At 71.1% G+C, this 17613-nt stretch carries 19 protein-coding genes; 17 read left to right on the top strand and 2 right to left on the bottom strand.

Annotated elements, in window-relative coordinates; genetic code table 11:
- The first annotated feature begins 1 nt into the window (after position 1).
- From AC5RV6_RS11740 to AC5RV6_RS11670, 15 genes are all read left to right on the top strand, one after another.
- Positions 2-649 carry a CoA transferase subunit B gene (locus tag AC5RV6_RS11740; protein WP_494007510.1) on the top strand — a complete coding sequence of 216 codons (648 nt, stop codon included), beginning with the start codon at positions 2-4 and terminating at the stop codon, positions 647-649.
- On the top strand, positions 633-1229 hold the full coding sequence (locus AC5RV6_RS11735; RefSeq protein WP_494007509.1) for a MaoC family dehydratase: 597 nt from the start codon (positions 633-635) through the stop codon (positions 1227-1229). Before AC5RV6_RS11740 ends, AC5RV6_RS11735 begins: the two co-directional genes overlap by 17 nt.
- Positions 1230-1267: 38 nt before the next feature.
- Entirely contained in the window at positions 1268-2083 is an 816-nt protein-coding gene (locus AC5RV6_RS11730; RefSeq protein ID WP_494007508.1) for an HpcH/HpaI aldolase/citrate lyase family protein, read from the top strand.
- Positions 2084-2143: 60 nt separating this feature from the next.
- Entirely contained in the window at positions 2144-2812 is a 669-nt protein-coding gene (locus AC5RV6_RS11725) for an SDR family oxidoreductase (protein WP_494007507.1), read from the top strand.
- A 67-nt stretch (positions 2813-2879) separates the two neighbouring features.
- The gene (gene dxr, locus AC5RV6_RS11720) at positions 2880-4112 is read left to right on the top strand and encodes a 1-deoxy-D-xylulose-5-phosphate reductoisomerase (protein WP_494007506.1); all 1233 of its coding nucleotides are present in this window, start codon (positions 2880-2882) and stop codon (positions 4110-4112) included.
- Between the two features lie 36 nt (positions 4113-4148).
- Complete coding sequence (locus tag AC5RV6_RS11715) at positions 4149-5489, top strand: M50 family metallopeptidase (RefSeq protein WP_494007505.1); 1341 nt, start codon at positions 4149-4151, stop codon at positions 5487-5489.
- 66 nt (positions 5490-5555) lie between these two features.
- Positions 5556-6221: a MarR family transcriptional regulator gene (locus AC5RV6_RS11710; protein ID WP_494007504.1), complete on the top strand. Its 666-nt coding sequence runs from the start codon at positions 5556-5558 to the stop codon at positions 6219-6221.
- Positions 6218-6742 carry a hypothetical protein gene (locus tag AC5RV6_RS11705; RefSeq protein ID WP_494007503.1) on the top strand — a complete coding sequence of 175 codons (525 nt, stop codon included), beginning with the start codon at positions 6218-6220 and terminating at the stop codon, positions 6740-6742. The genes AC5RV6_RS11710 and AC5RV6_RS11705 overlap by 4 nt, the downstream gene beginning before the upstream one ends.
- A 10-nt stretch (positions 6743-6752) precedes the next feature.
- Entirely contained in the window at positions 6753-7043 is a 291-nt protein-coding gene (locus tag AC5RV6_RS11700; RefSeq protein WP_494007502.1) for a YciI family protein, read from the top strand.
- Positions 7044-7164: 121 nt separating this feature from the next.
- A complete protein-coding gene (ispG, locus tag AC5RV6_RS11695; protein WP_494007501.1) occupies positions 7165-8331 on the top strand; it encodes a flavodoxin-dependent (E)-4-hydroxy-3-methylbut-2-enyl-diphosphate synthase in 1167 nt (388 codons plus the stop codon).
- The gene (locus AC5RV6_RS11690) at positions 8306-9196 is read left to right on the top strand and encodes a GNAT family N-acetyltransferase (protein WP_494007500.1); all 891 of its coding nucleotides are present in this window, start codon (positions 8306-8308) and stop codon (positions 9194-9196) included. Before ispG ends, AC5RV6_RS11690 begins: the two co-directional genes overlap by 26 nt.
- A gap of 184 nt (positions 9197-9380) precedes the next feature.
- Positions 9381-10085: a hypothetical protein gene (locus tag AC5RV6_RS11685; protein ID WP_494007499.1), complete on the top strand. Its 705-nt coding sequence runs from the start codon at positions 9381-9383 to the stop codon at positions 10083-10085.
- Between the two features lie 212 nt (positions 10086-10297).
- Positions 10298-11089 (top strand): hypothetical protein, encoded by a 792-nt coding sequence (locus AC5RV6_RS11680; protein WP_494007498.1) that lies wholly within the window; start codon positions 10298-10300, stop codon positions 11087-11089.
- Between the two features lie 119 nt (positions 11090-11208).
- Complete coding sequence (locus AC5RV6_RS11675) at positions 11209-13008, top strand: proline--tRNA ligase (protein ID WP_494007497.1); 1800 nt, start codon at positions 11209-11211, stop codon at positions 13006-13008.
- Positions 13009-13014: 6 nt separating this feature from the next.
- Positions 13015-13815, top strand: coding sequence for a sulfite exporter TauE/SafE family protein (locus tag AC5RV6_RS11670; RefSeq protein ID WP_494007496.1), 801 nt, complete (start codon positions 13015-13017; stop codon positions 13813-13815).
- A gap of 3 nt (positions 13816-13818) precedes the next feature.
- Here the strand turns inward: AC5RV6_RS11670 and AC5RV6_RS11665 are convergent, their stop codons facing one another.
- Together AC5RV6_RS11665 and AC5RV6_RS11660 are read right to left on the bottom strand one after the other, a co-directional pair.
- Complete coding sequence (locus tag AC5RV6_RS11665) at positions 13819-14874, bottom strand: aminoglycoside phosphotransferase family protein (protein ID WP_494007495.1); 1056 nt, start codon at positions 14872-14874, stop codon at positions 13819-13821.
- Entirely contained in the window at positions 14865-15893 is a 1029-nt protein-coding gene (locus AC5RV6_RS11660; RefSeq protein WP_494007494.1) for a DUF4439 domain-containing protein, read from the bottom strand. The genes AC5RV6_RS11665 and AC5RV6_RS11660 overlap by 10 nt, the downstream gene beginning before the upstream one ends.
- A gap of 109 nt (positions 15894-16002) precedes the next feature.
- Here AC5RV6_RS11660 and rimP point away from each other — a divergent pair, with 109 nt between their 5' ends.
- Together rimP and nusA are read left to right on the top strand one after the other, a co-directional pair.
- Entirely contained in the window at positions 16003-16632 is a 630-nt protein-coding gene (rimP, locus tag AC5RV6_RS11655; RefSeq protein ID WP_494007493.1) for a ribosome maturation factor RimP, read from the top strand.
- Complete coding sequence (gene nusA, locus AC5RV6_RS11650; protein WP_494007492.1) at positions 16633-17604, top strand: transcription termination factor NusA; 972 nt, start codon at positions 16633-16635, stop codon at positions 17602-17604.
- Positions 17605-17613: the final 9 nt, after the last annotated feature.

Raw genomic sequence — 17613 nt, 5'->3', positions numbered from 1 at the left:
GATGGCGCTGACCCGCAACGAGCTCGCCGCCCGGGTGGCCCGCGAGCTGCGCAACGGACAGTACGTGAACCTGGGCATCGGCATGCCCACCCTCATCCCCAACTTCATTCCCGACGGGGTGGAAGTGGTCCTGCACTCGGAGAACGGCGTGCTCGGCGTCGGGCCCTACCCCTCGGAGGCCGACGTCGACGCTGACCTGATCAACGCCGGAAAGGAGACGGTCACCGTCAACGCGGGCGCCGCGTTCTTCGACTCGGCAGCGTCCTTCGGCATGATCCGCGGCGGGCACGTCGACGTCGCCGTGCTGGGCGCGATGGAGGTTGCCGCCAACGGCGACCTGGCCAATTGGATGATCCCCGGCAAGATGGTCAAGGGCATGGGCGGGGCCATGGACCTGGTCTTCGGGGCCAAGCGGGTGATCGTCATGATGGAACACGTGGACCGGTCCGGGCGCCCGAAGATCGTGTCCGAGTGCTCGCTGCCGCTGACCGGGCGGGGGTGCGTGGATCTGATCGTCACCGACCTCGCCGTCATCGAGGTGACGCCGGCCGGGCTGGTGCTGCGGGAGACCGCTCCCGGCGTCAGCGTCGAGGACGTCACCGCCGCCACCGGCGCCCCGCTGGAGGTGGCTCTTGACCGGGCAGCCTGACACCGGCCCGGCCGCCGGAGCAGCCGCCGGCCGGGTCGTGCTCCAGCGGGGACTGTACTTCGACGAGCTGGACACCGGCACGGTCTACGCCCACCGCCCGGGGCGCACGCTGACCGAAGCGGACAACGTCCTGTTCAGCACGCTGACCATGAATTCACAGCCGCTGCACCTGGATGCCGCCTACAGCGCCGGGCAGCCCTTCGGGCAGCGGCTGGTCAACTCCATGCTCACGCTGGCCGTCATGGTCGGCCAGTCCGTGGCGCAGCTGACCCAGGGCACCCTGGTGGCGCAGCTGGGCCTGACGGATGTGTCGTTTCCGCATCCGCTCTTCCACGGCGACACCCTCTACTCCGAGACCCTCGTGACCGACAAGCGGCTCTCCGGATCCCGGCCGGGGCAGGGCATCGTCACCCTGTCCCACACCGGCCGCAACCAGGACGGCACCGTGGTGGCCACCTTTACCCGTACCGCGCTGATGTGGACCGAGGCCGGGCACGCAGCGGAGCAGGGCACCGCTGCCCCGACTCCTGACGCCGTCCCGGCACGCCCCGCTCAGCCGGGTCCGGCCGGTCCCGGGTAAGTTGGGTTGCCTGGGATGACGATAGGAGCACGCCAAAGATGACCACCTTCCCCATGGGCCCCGCCCTGCTGTTCTGCCCGGGTGACCGCGCCGACCGGTTCGCCAAGGCCGCCGACCGCGCCGATGCGGTCATCCTGGACCTGGAGGACGCCGTCGCGCCCGCGGACAAGGACGCCGCGCGGGCCAACCTGCGCACGGCGGCCCTGGATCCCGGCCGCACGATTGTGCGGGTGAATCCGGTGGGCAGCCCGGACTTCCAGGCGGACCTCCAGGCGCTCGCCGCCACCCCGTTCCGCACGGTCATGGCGGCCAAGGCCGAGGACCCGGACGCGCTCGCCGATGCGCTGGCCGGGTACGACGTCGTCGCCCTGCTGGAGACCGCGGCGGGCGTGGTGCGGGCCGCGGAGATCGCGCGGCTGGAGAACGTCACCGCGTTGATGTGGGGCGCGGAGGACCTGATCGCCAGCCTGGGCGGCGAATCGAGCCGCGACGCCTCGGGGCGCTACCGGCACGTTGCCGCCACCGCCCGCTCCACCGTCCTGCTCGCCGCCGGGGCCGCGGGCAAGGGAGCGATCGATGCGATCTACGGCAACATTCCGGACCTGGCCGGCCTGGAGGCCGAGGCAGCCGACGCCGCCGCCTCCGGTTTCGCCGCGAAGGCCTGCATCCACCCCTCCCAGGCAGCAGCCGTCCGCGCCGCCTACGCCCCATCGGAGGAGGCCGTCGCCTATGCCCGCGAGCTCGCGGAGGCATCCGGACAGGGCGGGGTGTTCCGCTTCCGCGGGGAGATGATCGACGGCCCCCTGCTCCGCCAGGCCGAGCAGACCCTGCGCCGCGCCGGTGTCAGCGCGTAGTACAAAGGCGGAAACAATAAGCAGGGGAATGATTTTCCGGTGACGTCCGTTACCCCGGGTATGCGAATCGTGATTGCTGGAGCCCATGGACAGATTGCCCGCATCGCCGCCCGCCTGCTGGTGGCCGACGGAAACGACGTGGCCGGACTGATCCGCAACCCCGACCACATTCCGGACCTGGAGCACGACGGTGTGGCACCGGTCGTCATCGATCTGGAAAACAGCACGACCGAGGACGTCGTGCAGGTGTTGACCGGGGCCGACGTCGCGGTGTTCGCCGCCGGCGCCGGGCCGGGCAGCGGCATTGACCGCAAGGACTCGGTGGACCGCGGCGCGGCTGTGCTGCTCGCCGCCGCCGCAGAGGAGGCAGGCGTGCCCCGGCTGGTGCAGATCTCCTCCAGCGGCGTGGAATCCGTGCGCGACGGAGCCCGGCCCGAGGGCCTCGACGAAGTGATGCACGCCTACCTGGCGGCCAAGCTCGCCGCCGAGGAGGACCTGCGGTCGAGGGCCGCCCTGGACTGGACCATCCTGCGCCCGGGTCGGCTCACCGACGACCCGGCCGGCGGGCTGGTGGAACTGGCCCCGGGTGCGGAGAACGGCGAGATCCCGCGCGCCGACGTCGCCGCGGTGCTGGCCGAACTGGTCCGCACCGGCAACGGCGCCGGCCAGGTGCTGGGCCTGATCAGCGGAAGCACTCCGATCACGGAGGCCGTGGCCGGACTCGGCTAGCCCGGCGGAGGCCCGCCGCACTGCACCCGGGAGGCCGCCGCGGGCCCGTGTGCGGGATACTGGGACCATGCAGCTTCCCGACCCGTCCGCCGCCGTGTTTTCCGCCTCCTATCCGTCCGAAGACATCCCGCGCCGCGTGGTCCTGCTCGGCTCGACCGGCTCGATCGGCACCCAGGCCATCGACGTCGCCGACGGAGCGCCGGAGCGCTTCCGGATCGTCGCCCTGGCCGCCGGCGGCGGAAACCTCGCGCAGCTGGCCCGGCAGGCCGTCCATACCCGTGCGGAGGCGGTCGGGTGCGCGGCCGCGGACCTGCCGACCCTTCGGGAAGCGATCCGGGCAGCCGCCGCGGACGCCGGCGTCTCCGGCTATGAGCCCGAGCTGTTCACCGGCCCGCAGGCCGCTTCGGCCGTCGCGGCCTGGCCCGCCGCCGACGTCGTGCTGAACGGGATCACCGGCTCCATCGGCCTTGAACCCACCCTTGCCGCCCTGTCCGCCGGCCACCTGCTCGCCCTCGCGAACAAGGAGTCGCTCATCGTCGGCGGGGAACTGGTCCGCCGCGCCGCGGGCCCCGGGCAGATCGTGCCGGTCGATTCGGAGCACTCGGCCCTGGCCCAGGCGCTGCGCGCGGGAACGTTCACCGAGGTGGACCGGCTCATCGTCACCGCATCCGGAGGCCCCTTCCGCGGCCGGAAACGGGCGGAGCTCGACGACGTCACCCCCGAGCAGGCGCTGGCGCACCCCACCTGGAACATGGGCCGGATGGTGACCACCAACTCCGCCACCATGGTCAACAAGGCCCTCGAGGTGATCGAGGCGCACCTGCTGTTCGACATTCCGCTCGAGCGGATCGACGTGGTGGTCCACCCGCAGTCGATTGTGCACTCCATGGTGCAGTTCGTGGACGGCTCCACCATCGCCCAGGCCTCCCCGCCGGACATGCGCCTGCCGATCGCCCTGGGCATGGGCTGGCCGCTGCGCGTGCCGGGCGCCGCAAAGCCCTGCGACTGGACCAGGGCAGCCCAGTGGACCTTCGAGCCGCTCGATGAGGAGGCCTTCCCCGCCGTCGCGCTGGCGAAGTCCGCCGCGGCCCGCGGCGGCACGTTCATGGCCGCCTACAACGCCGCCAACGAGGAGGCCGTGGACGCCTTCCACGACGGTCTCATCCGGTTCACAGACATCGTTGATACGATCACCGCCGTACTCGACGCGCATGTGGAGGACGGGCCCCTCAGCCTGCAGTCGGTGCTGGCCGCGGAGCAGCGGGCACGCCGGCTGGCCCGCGAACGTTGTGGACGCTGAAGGGGCACCTGCCCTGACTGATCCGAAGGACCTCCGTTGACCGTTCTGCTCTTTATCCTTGGCGTGCTCTTCGTGGCGGCCGGCATCGCCGTCTCCATCGCCCTGCACGAGGTGGGGCACCTGGTGCCCGCCAAACTGTTCAAGGTCCGGGTCACCCAGTACATGATCGGATTCGGGCCCACCGTCTTCTCGCGGCGCCGCGGCGAAACCGAATACGGGGTCAAGGCCCTCCCGCTCGGCGGCTACGTGTCCATGATCGGCATGTTCCCGCCGAACCGGGAGGACCACGGCGCGGTCCGCGCCTCCAGCACCGGCATGTTCCAGCAGCTGGCGGCGGACGCCCGGCAGGCCTCAGCCGAGCAGCTGCAGCCCGGCGACGAAAACCGGGTCTTCTACCGGCTGCCCGTCATCAAGCGCATCATCATCATGCTCGGCGGACCGTTCATGAACCTGGTGATCGGCACGGTGCTTTTCGGCGTGCTGCTCAGCGGTTTCGGCACCGCGCAGGCCACCACCACCCTCGCCTCGGTCAACGAGTGCGTGGTCACCACCCAGCGCCAGGCCGAGACCGGCCAGACCGCCTGCACGGCCGAGGACCCTGCGGCGCCGGCCCACGAGGCCGGGCTGCTGCCGGGGGACACCATCACGGCCTTCGACGGCCGGGAGGTCACCAGCTGGGCGGAGCTTTCCGGCTGGATCCGCGAGGCCGCCGGGCGGGAGGTCCCGCTGACCTACGAGCGCGACGGCGTCCGGCATGACACGGTGATCACTCCGCTGCTGACCGAGCGCCCGGTGGCGGCGGAGGACGGCACCGCCGCCACGGACGACGCCGGCAACGCCCTGACCGAGGAGGTCGGCTTCATCGGTGTTGGCGCCTCGCAGGAGCTGGTCCGCCAGCCGGTCTCCACAGTCCTGCCCACGGTGGGGGAGAACCTCCAGGGCATCGCGGGGGTGGTGATCAACCTGCCCCAGCGGCTGGTGGATGTGGCGCAGGCCGCGTTCTCGAGCGAGGAACGGGATCCCAACGGGCCGATGAGCGTGGTGGGAGTCGGGCGGATCGCCGGGGAGATCTCCGCCATGGAAAGCATCGACGTCGAGTCCCGCGTCGCTACGCTGATCGGGCTGGTAGCCAGCGTGAACCTGGCGCTGTTCGTGTTCAACCTGATTCCGCTGCTGCCGCTGGACGGCGGCCACGTGGCGGGGGCCTTGTGGGAGTCGCTGCGGCGCGGCGTGGCGAAGCTGTTCCGCCGCCCGGATCCCGGGCCCTTCGACATGGCCAAGCTGCTCCCGCTCACCTATGCGATGGCCGTGCTCCTGATGGTCATGGGAGCCCTGCTGATCTATGCGGACATCGTGAAGCCGGTCAGCCTGTTCTAGAAGCTCAAATCGATTTGAGCCCCCAAACGGTTGTAAATCGGTTTGAGCACGTATACGGTCTCAAATATGTTCGTCATGACTCTGGACCAGAAGAACAGCCGCAGCAGCCCGGACGCAGTCCCCGCACTGCTCGGCCTGCTGGCCGACCTTCCTGCCGTCCTGCCCTTTGAACGCACGGTGGGGGACGAGGTCCAGGGCGTGCTGGAGGACCCCGCCGCCGTGATCGACGTCGCGCTGCGCGCCGTCCGTGACGGGCGCTGGCATATCGGCATCGGGGTGGGGCCGGTGCGCCTGCCCCTGCCGGCTGCCTCCCGCGAAGGTGCCGGGGAGGCCTTCGTGGCGGCCCGCCGTGCCGTGGACCGGTCGAAGAAGTCCGGGGCCCGGCCCGGCGTCGCCGTAGAGGGCAGCCCCGCAGCCGCCGCAGCCGAAGCGGTGCTCGTCCTGCTGGCACGCCTCGTACAGGAACGCTCCGAGGCCGAGTGGCGGATCCTTGACGAGCTGGAGCCGGGTCGCTGGGGGGCACAGTCGGAGGCGGCACGTAGGCTCGGCATCACCTCGCAGTCCGTCAGCAAGGCGTCACTGCGGGCGGGATGGGAAGAGGAATGGGCCGCCCGCCCCGTCGCTGCGGACCTGCTGGCCGAAGCTGACCGGCAGGCCGCGGAGCCCCAGGGGTCGGCGGCCGGCCGCACGACGCGGAGCAGGCAGCCAGCAGAGGATGGACGGGACGGATGATGGTCGAGACGCTCTGGGTGGTCCTGGCACTGACTGCCGCAGCGGTGCTCGGGTGGCCGCTGACCCTGCTGGTGCTGCGCCTGGCCCGGGTGGTGGACCCGCCCCGTGCCGCGCCCCCGCCTGCCGATCCTGCCGCGGACCAGGTGCTGGATCTGCGGATTTCCGCACCGGGCGGCCCCGGGCTCCAGGTGCACGCCGAGGCTCCGCCGGGCGGGCCCGAACCGCAGGCGACGGCGCCCGCCGCCGGCCCGGCGGCGTCCGTCCCGCCCGCGGAGGCGGTGCTCCGCGGCGGTCTGCTCATCGGTTTCCTGGAGCGCCTCGCGGTCGCCACCGCCATCCTGGCCTCCGAGCCCGTGGCCATCGCCTACGTGGTCGCGATCAAGGGCCTGGGCCGATACGCGGAGCTGAAGGAGACCCCTGCCGCAGCCGAGCGGTTCATCATCGGCACGCTCACCTCCATGCTGTGGGCCGTGGGCGTGGCAGTAGCCGTACGCATCTTTGTCCTGGACCCCATCACTTAGGCTGGTGAGTATGTTGATCTTCGCTGTTGAATACGTATACGACGCAGAATCCGCCCACGTCAGGGACGAGTACCGGCCCGCCCACCGGCAGTGGCTCGCGGAGCTCGTCGAGGCGGGGACGGTGCTGGCCACCGGTCCGTTCGCCGACGGCGCCGGTGCCCTGCTGATCTTCCGGGCCGACAGCGAGGCGGAGCTCAACGAGCTGCTCCGCCAGGACCCGTTCGCGGTCCACGGCCTGGTGTCCGGCCTGAAGACCACCGAATGGCAGCCTGTGCTGGGCGCCTTCGCCCACCTGCTCTAAGCCCGCAGTGAAGTCGGGCGGGCTCCGCCGCGGCAGGGCCCGCCCGGGTGGATAATGGTTAGGCGCCCACAGGCGCACACCGACACGGATAACTTGCCCCCCGGGGCACTTGGAGGACGTTTTGACCTCGGTCAACCTTGGAATGCCAGCCGCCCCGCCGCCCGTTCTGGCGCCGCGCCGCAAGACCCGCCAGATCAAAGTGGGCTCCGTGGGTGTGGGCTCCGATTTCCCGGTCAGCGTCCAGTCCATGACAACGACGCCGACCACCGACATCAACGCCACCCTGCAGCAGATCGCCGAACTGACGGCCTCCGGGTGTGACATTGTCCGGGTGGCCTGCCCCAGCGCCGACGACGCCGCGGCCCTGCCGATCATCGCGAAGAAGTCGCAGATCCCGGTCATCGCCGACATCCACTTCCAGCCGAAGTACGTGTACGCCGCGATTGACGCCGGCTGCGCCGCGGTCCGCGTGAACCCGGGCAACATCCGCAAGTTCGACGACCAGGTCAAGCAGATCTCGCAGGCGGCGAAGGACGCCGGAGTGTCGATCCGCATCGGCGTCAACGCCGGTTCGCTGGACCCGCGCCTGCTCGCCAAGTACGGCAAGGCCACGCCGGAGGCGCTCGTCGAGTCAGCGGTGTGGGAGGCCTCGCTGTTCGAGGAGCACGACTTCCACGACTTCAAGATCTCCGTCAAGCACAACGACCCGGTGGTCATGGTCCGCGCCTACGAGCTGCTCGCCGAGCGCGGCGACTGGCCCCTCCACCTTGGGGTGACCGAGGCGGGCCCGGCCTTCCAGGGCACCATCAAGTCCGCCACCGCCTTCGGGGCGCTGCTGTCCAAGGGCATCGGCGACACCATCCGCGTCTCCCTCTCCGCCCCGCCGGTGGAGGAGGTCAAGGTGGGCAACCAGATCCTGCAGTCGCTGAACCTGCGCCCCCGCAAGCTCGAGATCGTCTCCTGCCCCTCCTGCGGCCGCGCCCAGGTGGACGTCTACACGCTGGCCGACGAGGTCACCGCAGGGCTCGAAGGCCTCACCGTCCCGCTCCGCGTGGCCGTCATGGGCTGCGTGGTGAACGGTCCGGGGGAGGCGCGCGAGGCCGATCTTGGCGTAGCATCGGGCAACGGCAAGGGACAGATCTTCGTCAAGGGCGAGGTCATCAAGACCGTCCCCGAAGACCAGATCGTGGAAACGCTGATCGAGGAAGCGATGAGGATCGCCGAGGATATGGGGGAGGCCGATGGCGAAGGTGCTGGCACGGGTGGCCCCATGGTTACCGTCGGCTAGGAACGGCAGCAGGATCCGCAGCGGACAGCACACCGGCTCGCTGCGCATCCTTGCGCGCGACGACACGGCCGCGCTGCGTGCGCTGGCCGCTGAGGATCCGGTAGCGAACATCTTCATTGCATCGCACCTGGAGGCTGCCGGATCCGCCGCGCCCACGGCCGCAGGCGGACAGGTGGTGGGGGCATTCGACGGCGGGCAGCTGCTCAGCGCCTGCTGGGCCGGAGTGAACCTCGTCCCCGTCGGCGTCACCGCAGACACCGGACCGGAGCTGGGAGCGTGGCTGGCGCGCAGCGGACGCCGCTTCTCCTCCGTTTTCGGCCCGGCCGAAGGTGTCCTGAGTATCTGGACGGAGCTGCAGCATGCCTCGCCCCGGCCCTTCGCGATCCGCGAAAGCCAGCCGCTGCTTCAGATCGACGCGCCTTCCCCGGTGCCGCCCGCCGCCGGCCTGCGCCACACCAGGCCGGCCGAGCTGGACGTGCTGCTGCCGGCCTGCACGGCGATGTTCGAAGAGGAGGTCGGCTACTCTCCCGTCGCGGGCGGGGACCGGCATTACCGCAACCGGGTCCGCGGGCTCATCCAGCGCGGGCATTCGCTTGCCCACATCACCGATGACGGGGAAGTGGTGTTCAAGGCCGAGCTGGGAACCGTGTCCCGCGACGCCGTGCAGATCCAGGGCGTGTGGATGAACCCCCGCTACCGCGGGCAGGGGCGCAGTGCTGGGTATATGTCCGCCGTCGTCGCCGCCGCCCTGGAGGTCGCTCCGCAGGTCAGCCTCTACGTCAACCACTACAACGAGCGCGCCCGCAGCGTCTATGCAGCCGTCGGCTTCCGGCAGGTCGGGACGTTCGCCACGGTCCTCTTCTAGCCGACGGGGCCCCGGTCCGCCGCGCCCCGGCCTTCGGCGGCCGCTGCCCCGTGCGGATTTCACGTGGGGTCAGTCACAACGCTAGGATCACAAGCACGCTTTCTATTTGAAGGTCTCGGCGCCTGCGCCGGCGGCTCCGGCCGTCGTCGGACAGGCCAACGGACAATGAATCTGGGGGGACAAAGTGAACAAAACGATGAAGGCCGGAGCGCTGCTCGTTGCCGGTGTCTTTGCGCTGACCGGCTGCGCCGGCGGCTCCGGGGGCGGCGCGGAGGCCGCGTCCGAGGAGTCGTCGACCCCTACGCCCACGCTGGCCGTAGGGGCTGAGCAGTACACCCCCGACGAGCTCGAGGCGGCGCTGGAGGCGGTCAAGGCGGACAAGGGGCTTTCAGGGGACGTCGAGAACGACGCCATGTTGCGTCCGCAGCTCTCCGGGGCGCTGCCCGACGTGACGACGACGCCGGACCAGTGCCAGACGCTCATTGCCTCCGCCCTCGACGAGGGCATCGGCGACGGAAACCTGGCGGCCATGACTGTCGGGGACGGTCTGCTGACCGTGGTCAGCTACGAGGATTCGTCGAAGACCGAGGAACAGGCCGATACCACCAAGCAGATGCTGACCGACTGCGCCGAATTCACCATGGAGACCGCAGGCATGGTCGTCACCGGTGAGGCGGAGAGCCTGGAGGCGTCGACGGACGCGCCGACGACCCAGGGCGTCCGGACAGTCATCACCCGGGACGGCGGAACAGCCGAAGCGGTCCAGATCAGCGCCCTGTCCGGAACGCTGCATGTGAGCGTCGCCCAGTTCGATCCCGCTGATCCCGAAGCCGTGGTGGCGGACGCCGAGGAGCTCATCAACGCCATCCTCGCCGAGCTCGAGGAGTAGCGCAGGCCCGGCCGGGAAGTCCCGGCGGGCGGTTCACCGGCAGGGGCCGGGCCTTAGGGGCCCGGCCCCTGCGCCGTCGGGGCCCGCCTACCCCCGTCGTGGCCGCATGCCTGGCCGTCCCCGGCCCGGAGAACCTGACCCCTCGCCGGCGGGGTGGGGTTTAATGGCGGCAGGCACCGGGGCGGCTCCCGGGCCGCACCGGAGGGGGAGCAGTGAGAACGATCAGGACGCTCGGCGCAGCCGCGGTGGTGATGGTGGCGGCGGCCTGCAGCAGCCCGGCGTCGCCGCCCGTCGGGCCGACCGCCTCTGTCCCTGCGGCGTCACCGGCCGCCGGACCGACACCGGCCCCGACGCGGGGCGCGACGTCGGGCGCGGCCGGAACGTCATCCGCACCGCCTGCCGACACCCGCTGGCTCAGCTCAGCCGAACTCGAACAGGTGCTGCTGGCGGTCCGCGGCAGCCGGGGATTGGATGCCCGGCTCGTCGGCGCCGCCGAGCTGGAGGCGCAGGCCGAGGCCGCCCGCACGGCCCTCGGGGCGGCCGGAATCCAGCCGGAGGCGTGCGCTGCCCTGGCTGCCGATGAAGTCTCGGCCATGACCGCCGGCGACAGCGTCGCCCTGCTGGTCACGGGAGGGACGGGATCCGCAGCCGGCGAAACGGTCGCGGTGGTCTCTTCCCCCGACCCCCTGGCCCTGGCCGGCCGGGAGGAGGCCGCGCGGCGGCTGCTTGCCGGGTGCTCCGAATTCACCATGACCGTCGCAGGCCGCACCGTGACCACCAGGGCCGAGGCCGTCGAGGTGCCGGGCTCCCTGCCCGGCGTCACCGCGGTGCGCACCGTCGCCGAGGGCGCCGGGCAGCAGCTCCAGACCCTGAGCGTCAGCAGCGTTCAGGGCCACCACCGGGTGCAGGTGTCCGTGACGTCCCCCGCAGACCCGGGCGCCGCCGTCGGGCAGGCGGCGGAGCTGATCAAGGCCGTGCACGCCGAACTGGCGCGCCTTCCCTGACGCGCCTCACGGCCGGGGCGGGTGCGGCGCTGGACGGCGGCACGCCGCCGAGGCGCTAGATTAGATTCAGTTCCAACTCTCGGATGCAGCCTGTGCGCTGCAGAAATGGATTTCCCAGCGTGGTCCTTCGACTTTCCACCCTTTTCCTCCGCACGCTCCGCGAGGATCCCGCCGACGCCGACGTCGCCAGCCACCGCCTGCTGGTCCGCGCCGGATACATCCGCCGGGCTGCCCCGGGCATCTACTCGTGGCTGCCGCTGGGCCTGCGCGTGCTCGGCAAGGTGGAAGGCATCATCCGTGAAGAGATGGCCGCCATCGGTGCCCAGGAGGTGCATTTCCCGGCCCTGCTGCCGCGCGAACCCTACGAGGCAAGCAACCGGTGGACCGAGTACGGCGAGAACCTGTTCCGGCTGCAGGACCGCAAGGGCGCCGACTACCTGCTGGCCCCCACCCACGAGGAAATGTTCACCTTGCTGGTGAAGGACCTCTACAGCTCCTACAAGGACCTGCCGGTGTCCCTGTTCCAGATCCAGAACAAGTACCGGGACGAAGCACGCCCCCGCGCCGGCCTGCTGCGCGGCCGCGAGTTCATCATGAAGGACTCCTACTCCTTCGACATCGACGACGAGGGCCTGGAGGCCAGCTACCAGGCGCACCGCGGCGCGTATCTGCGCATCTTTGAGCGCCTGGGCCTGGACATCGTGGTCGTTTCCGCGGTGTCCGGCGCCATGGGCGGCTCGAAGAGCGAGGAGTTCCTGCACCCGACGCCGGTCGGCGAGGACACCTACGTCCGTTCCGCCGGCGGCTACGCGGCCAACGTCGAGGCGGTCACCACGGTGGCCCCCGAGCCGGTCGACTACGCCGACGCCCCGGCAGCCGAGGTCGTCGACACCCCGGACACCCCGACGATCGAGACCCTGGTCGCCGACGTCAACGCCCGTTTCCCCCGTGCGGAAGGGGAGTGGACGGCCGCCGATACGCTGAAGAACGTGGTCCTGGCCGTGACCCTGCCGACCGGAGAGCGGCAGGTTGTCGTCGTCGGCGTTCCCGGAGACCGCACGGTGGACCTCAAGCGCATCGAAGCGAACATCGGCGCGCACCTTGAGATGGGCGGCGAGGTGGAGGTCGACGCCGCCGGCGACGAGGACCTGGCCAAGCACCCCGGCCTGGTCAAGGGCTACATCGGCCCGGGCCTGTCACTTTCCGAGGCCGTGCTCGGCTCTGAATCCGCCACCGGCCTGCTCTACCTGGTGGACCCCCGGGTGGTGGAAGGCACCCGGTGGATCACCGGCGCCAACGTCAACGGCAAGCACGTCATCGGGCTGGTCGCCGGCCGCGACTTCACCTGGGACGGCGTCATCGAGTCCGTCGAGGTCCGCGAAGGGGACCCGGCTCCGGACGGCTCCGGACCGCTCGAGGCGGCCCGCGGCATCGAGATGGGCCACATCTTCCAGCTCGGCCGCAAGTACGCCGAAGCGCTGGGCCTGAAGGTCCTGGACCGCAACGGCAAGCTGGCCACCGTCACCATGGGCTCCTACGGCGTCGGCGTCACCCGCGCCGTGGCGGCCCTGGCCGAGTCCAACCACGACGACAAGGGCATCATCTGGCCCCGCTCCGTCGCGCCGGCCGACGTGCACGTGGTCGCCACCGGCAAGGGCGCCGAGGTCTTCGAAGCCGCGGAAAAGCTCAGCGCCGATCTGGAGGCCGCCGGCCTCGAAGTCATCTACGACGACCGGCCCAAGGTCTCTCCCGGCGTGAAGTTCGGCGACGCCGAACTGATCGGCGTGCCGACGATCCTGGTGGTCGGCCGCGGCCTGGCCGACGGCGTCGTGGAGGTCAAGGACCGCGCCACCGGCGCCGCCGAGAACGTGCCGGTGGACGAAGCCGTCGACTACGTGCTCCGCGCCGCCCGGCAGTAGCCGGCGGTGGTCTCGGGTCTCGAGGACGTCCAGGCCGCCACCCTCCTGCTGGTGGTGGTGGCCGGCCTGGCCGCCGGCTGGGTCGACGCCGTGGTCGGCGGGGGCGGGCTGATCCAGCTCCCCGCGCTGCTGCTGGTGCCCGGCATCACCCCGGTGCAGGCCCTCGCGACCAACAAGATGGGCTCGGTGTTCGGGACCACCACCAGTGCGGTGACCTATTACCGCCGGGCCCATCCGGACCTCCGCACCGCCCTGCCGATGGCCGGGGTGGCACTGGCCGGCAGCTTCGGCGGGGCCGTGCTGGCGGCGTCCCTGCCGTCCTCGGTGTTCAAGCCCATCATCGTCGTCGCACTGATTGTCGTTGCCGTCTTCACGGCCGCGCGGCCCACGGTGGGGGAGCTCACCCAGCTGCGCCACACCGGCCGCCGGCACTACGGCACAGCAGCAGCCATCGGCGCGGTGATCGGTTTCTACGACGGGCTGATCGGCCCCGGTACCGGGTCCTTCCTGGTGATCGCGATGGTGGTGCTGCTCGGCTACAACTTCCTGGCGGCCAGCGCAAAGGCCAAGATCGTGAACATGGCCACGAACCTCGGTGCCCTGGCCTTCTTCCTTCCGCACGGCTCCGTGCTCTGGGGGCTCGGCCTCGTCCTGGGCCTGTCCAACATGGTCGGCGGGTATCTCGGCGCCCGGATGGCCGTGAAGCAGGGCAGCCGGTTCGTGCGGATCGTGTTCCTGGTGGTGGTCGGCGCCCTCATCGTGAAGCTGGGCTGGGACGTCTACGCGGAAAACATCCGCGGCGCCTGAGCCTCAGGGCGCCGGAAGCAGCCGGACCGGCGGCAGCCCCGGGTGGAGCCGGCCCGTCAGCGCCGAGGCCACCCAGATGGAGCGCTGCGCCTCGGCCGGGACGCCGTCGAGGAAATAGTCCAGCGCGTTGCGGACTTCCCGCAGGATGGCCCACTCCACGGCCGCCCGCTCATCCAGCCCGCCGGCCCGGCACAGCGCGGCAAGGCGGCGCCGCAGGTCCGCGGCCGGACGCACCCCGTCCAGCTCATCCAGGCGGTTCCACAGCATCGGGGCGACGGCGAACTCCGCCTCTCCGACCATGGCCTGCGGATCGATCGCCACGAAACCGCCCGGATCCGGGCGGCCCTCGGGACGGAGAAGGATGTTGCCGTAGTGCAGGTCCGCGTGCAGCAGGACATCGTTGCTGCTGCGCCGGCCGACGGCGCCCCGCGTCTGGGCGGTTTCAAGCGCGGCTTCCATGAGCCAGCGCTCGAACGGGCGGCCGAGCGCCTCCCAGTCGGCCGGGATCTCGTCGCTGAGCTGCTCGGCCCGGGCTGCCGCCGACGGCAGTTCGGCCCAGGCGGCGCCGTCGCCGGCGGGCAGCGAGAGCACCCGGATCAGCCGCCCCCACTCGGCGATGGCCGTGTCCATGTCCTCGGTGAGCAGGCTTCTTCCCTCCGCCAGGCGTTCCAGGACCAGGCAGCCGCCGGGGGCGTCACGGCTGAGCAGCCGGACGGCACCCGCGCCGTCCCACAGCTGGAGGGCGGTTGCCTCGGCCGCCGCTTCGGGATGCGGATAGGCGAACTTCAGCACGGCCCGGCCGGCGGCGCCGCGGACCGGAACGACCAGGGCGCCCCGGCCGTGCCAGGCCCGGCCCGCATCCGCCGGGTCCGGTTCGAGTCCCAGCCCGTCGAGGGCGGACGCCAGGCGGCCGGGCAGGGACTCCAGCCAGTCACGGCCCTGCCGGCTGCCGCGGTAACGACGGATCAGTTCCTCGGGAACGGCCGGAGTCACGGCACTGCCCGGGCAGGCGCCGCCGCGATCTCCGCCGCCGTCGGGGACGTCCGAGGTCAGGTCCACGGCAGGTCCCCGGCTCCGGACGGCAGCCCGGGCAGGGGCTCCGTCCCGTGATCAGCTGCAGCGCGCTCCGCAGTCTGGACCAGACGGTCGATCGCCCAGGAGCGCACCTGGCCTTCACTGAGGCTGATCAGCTCCGCGTAGACCTCGGGCAGAGACTGCTCCAGCTCCTCCAGCGCCGCCTCCGGGTCGGAGGCGAAGCTCCCGTCGAGGGCATAGGCCGGCGCCGGGGCGAGCGCGGGGCGGCACACCAGCGGCAGCAGGTCCACCCCGGCGGCGCCGTGGCCGGCATGGGCACGGGACGCTGCGGCCAGCACCGCGTCGGGCCGCCACGGACCCAGGCGCGCCTGGACCACCTCATAGGCGTAGGCGGCGCCGAATTCCGCATCCACTGCGGCCTGCAGGGCGTCGGCGGCATCTTCTCCGCCGAAACCGTTTCCCTGCGCCGGGTCGGTGCAGGCCGGCGTGTCCGCGGCGACGGGCGCCCAGGAGTCCGGTGCGGCGGGGCGCGTCAGGCCGGCGTCGTCGGCGGCCTCCGCGGCGAGCAGCCACTGTCCGGTTCCCACCGAGGCCAGCAGCCGCGCCGTGCCGCCGTCGGCCCGCACGGCGTTGCCGAGGTTGGTCCGGGCGGCGTCGGCAAGGGCCAGGACGTAGTCCCCCGGGGCGGCGGCCGCGTTGGCTGCGGGATCGGCGGCGGCCCCGTCGACAGGCCCTGAGGGCAGGGGGAGGGGGCGGAGCTCGGGATCAGCCAGTGCGGCGGCCTGGGCGTTCAGCGCCTCCGCCTGGTCCCCGTGGCCCAGTGCGGCGGCCTGGCCGGCCAGCCTGCGGGCTTCCTCGCGGGCGAAGTGCCGGGCGTCCTCGGAGAACGAGCGGGACATGGCACCGCCGCCTGCCGGCGTCTGGAGCCCCAGGCCCAGCACGGCAACGCCCAGCAGCACCAGCAGCAGGCCGCGGCGCAGGGCGCGGGCAGCACGGCGCCCGGCGGCCGGGGCCGGAGCGGGAGCGGGCACAGGGGAGTTCACAACAGTCGATCGTCTCACGTCAGGGGGGTACGGACGCAGGCGGCGTGCGCGGAGCGCCCGGGAAAGTCGGTAGGCTAGGAGGTACAACATCATCAAGTGGGAGGCAGCTATGGCGGTTCGGCCCGGCCACGGGAAAGACACGACGTCGAACTACCGCAGGAACGCAGTGAATGCGGAGGTAAGCGCCGAACGGCAGCGGCTCAGGGACTACCTGGCGCCGGTTGCACAGGAACAGGGACTGTTCCTGGAGGATGTTGAGATCCGCATCGCCGGCGCCCACCGCACCGTGCACGTGATCATCGACCTGCCCGAAGACGTACCGGGCAACATCAGCCTTGACCGCGTTTCCGAGGCGGCGAAGGTGCTCTCGGACGCGATGGACAACGACCCCGCCGACGACGGGCGGCCCTACAACCTGGAGGTTTCCTCCCCGGGCCTTTCCCGTCCCCTCACGGAGCGGCGGCACTGGAAGCGGAACCTGGGCCGGAAGGTCCGCGTCGACCTGCTGAAGGGCGAGGACCTCACGGGCCGGCTCACCGAGGTAGGGGAGGACGGGATCACCCTGGTCCCGGAACTGCCCGCGAAGAAGGGCATGGTTCCGAAGCAGGGTGAGCCGACCCGGCTGCCCTTCGGGGACATCCGCCGGGGCAAGGTGGAGGTTGAATTCACCCACCTGGACGACGAGCCGCTGGACGAAGACGCCGGCGATGACAAAGACACCACAGCTGAGGAGGCCTAGATGGATATTGATATGAGCGCGCTGAGGCTGCTGGAACGCGAGCGGGAAATCCCGCTGGACCTGCTGATCCCCACGATTGAGCAGGCGCTGCTGGTCGCCTACCACAAGACCGCCGGCGCGCAGGAACGGGCGCGCGCCGAACTGGACCGCAAGAGCGGCCACGTCACCATCTGGGCCACCGAGCTCGACGACGACGGTGAGCCGGTCGGCGAATTCGACGACACCCCCGCCGGGTTCGGCAGGATCGCCGCCAGCACCGCCCGGCAGATCATCCTGCAGCGGCTGCGCGACGTCGAGGACGACCATATCCTCGGCGAATTCCGCGGCAAGGAAGGCGAGCTGGTCTCCGGGCAGATCCAGCAGGGCAACAATCCGCACATGATCCAGGTGAACCTGGGCACCATCGAAGCGCTGCTGCCGCCGCCCGAGCAGGTCCCCGGAGAGAAGTACACGCACGGGACCCGGCTCCGCGCGTTCGTCGTCGACGTCCGCCGCGGTTTCAAGGGCCCGTCGATCACCCTGTCCCGGTCCCACCCCGGCCTGGTCCGCAAGCTCTTTGAGCTGGAGGTTCCCGAGATCGCCGACGGCAGCGTCGAGATCGTGGCCCTGGCCCGGGAGGCGGGGCACCGCACCAAGATCGCCGTGCAGGCGAACGTCCCAGGCATCAACGCCAAGGGTGCCTGCATCGGCGAAATGGGTGCCCGCGTCCGCGCGGTCATGAACGAGCTGCACGACGAGAAGATCGACATCGTCGACTACAGCTCCGATCCGGCCACCTTCATCGCGAACTCCCTCTCGCCCTCCAAGGTCGTGTCGGTCCAGATCACCGACCCCGACGCCCGGTCCGCCCGCGTGGTGGTCCCCGACTACCAGCTCTCGCTGGCGATCGGCAAGGAAGGGCAGAACGCCCGGCTCGCAGCCAAGCTCACCGGCTGGCGGATCGACATCGTTTCCGACGCGAAGCAGGGCTAGGCGGGCCGG

The sequence above is a fragment of the Arthrobacter saudimassiliensis genome (genome assembly GCF_059090665.1).
This window is presented reverse-complemented; position numbering and strand designations above follow the sequence as displayed.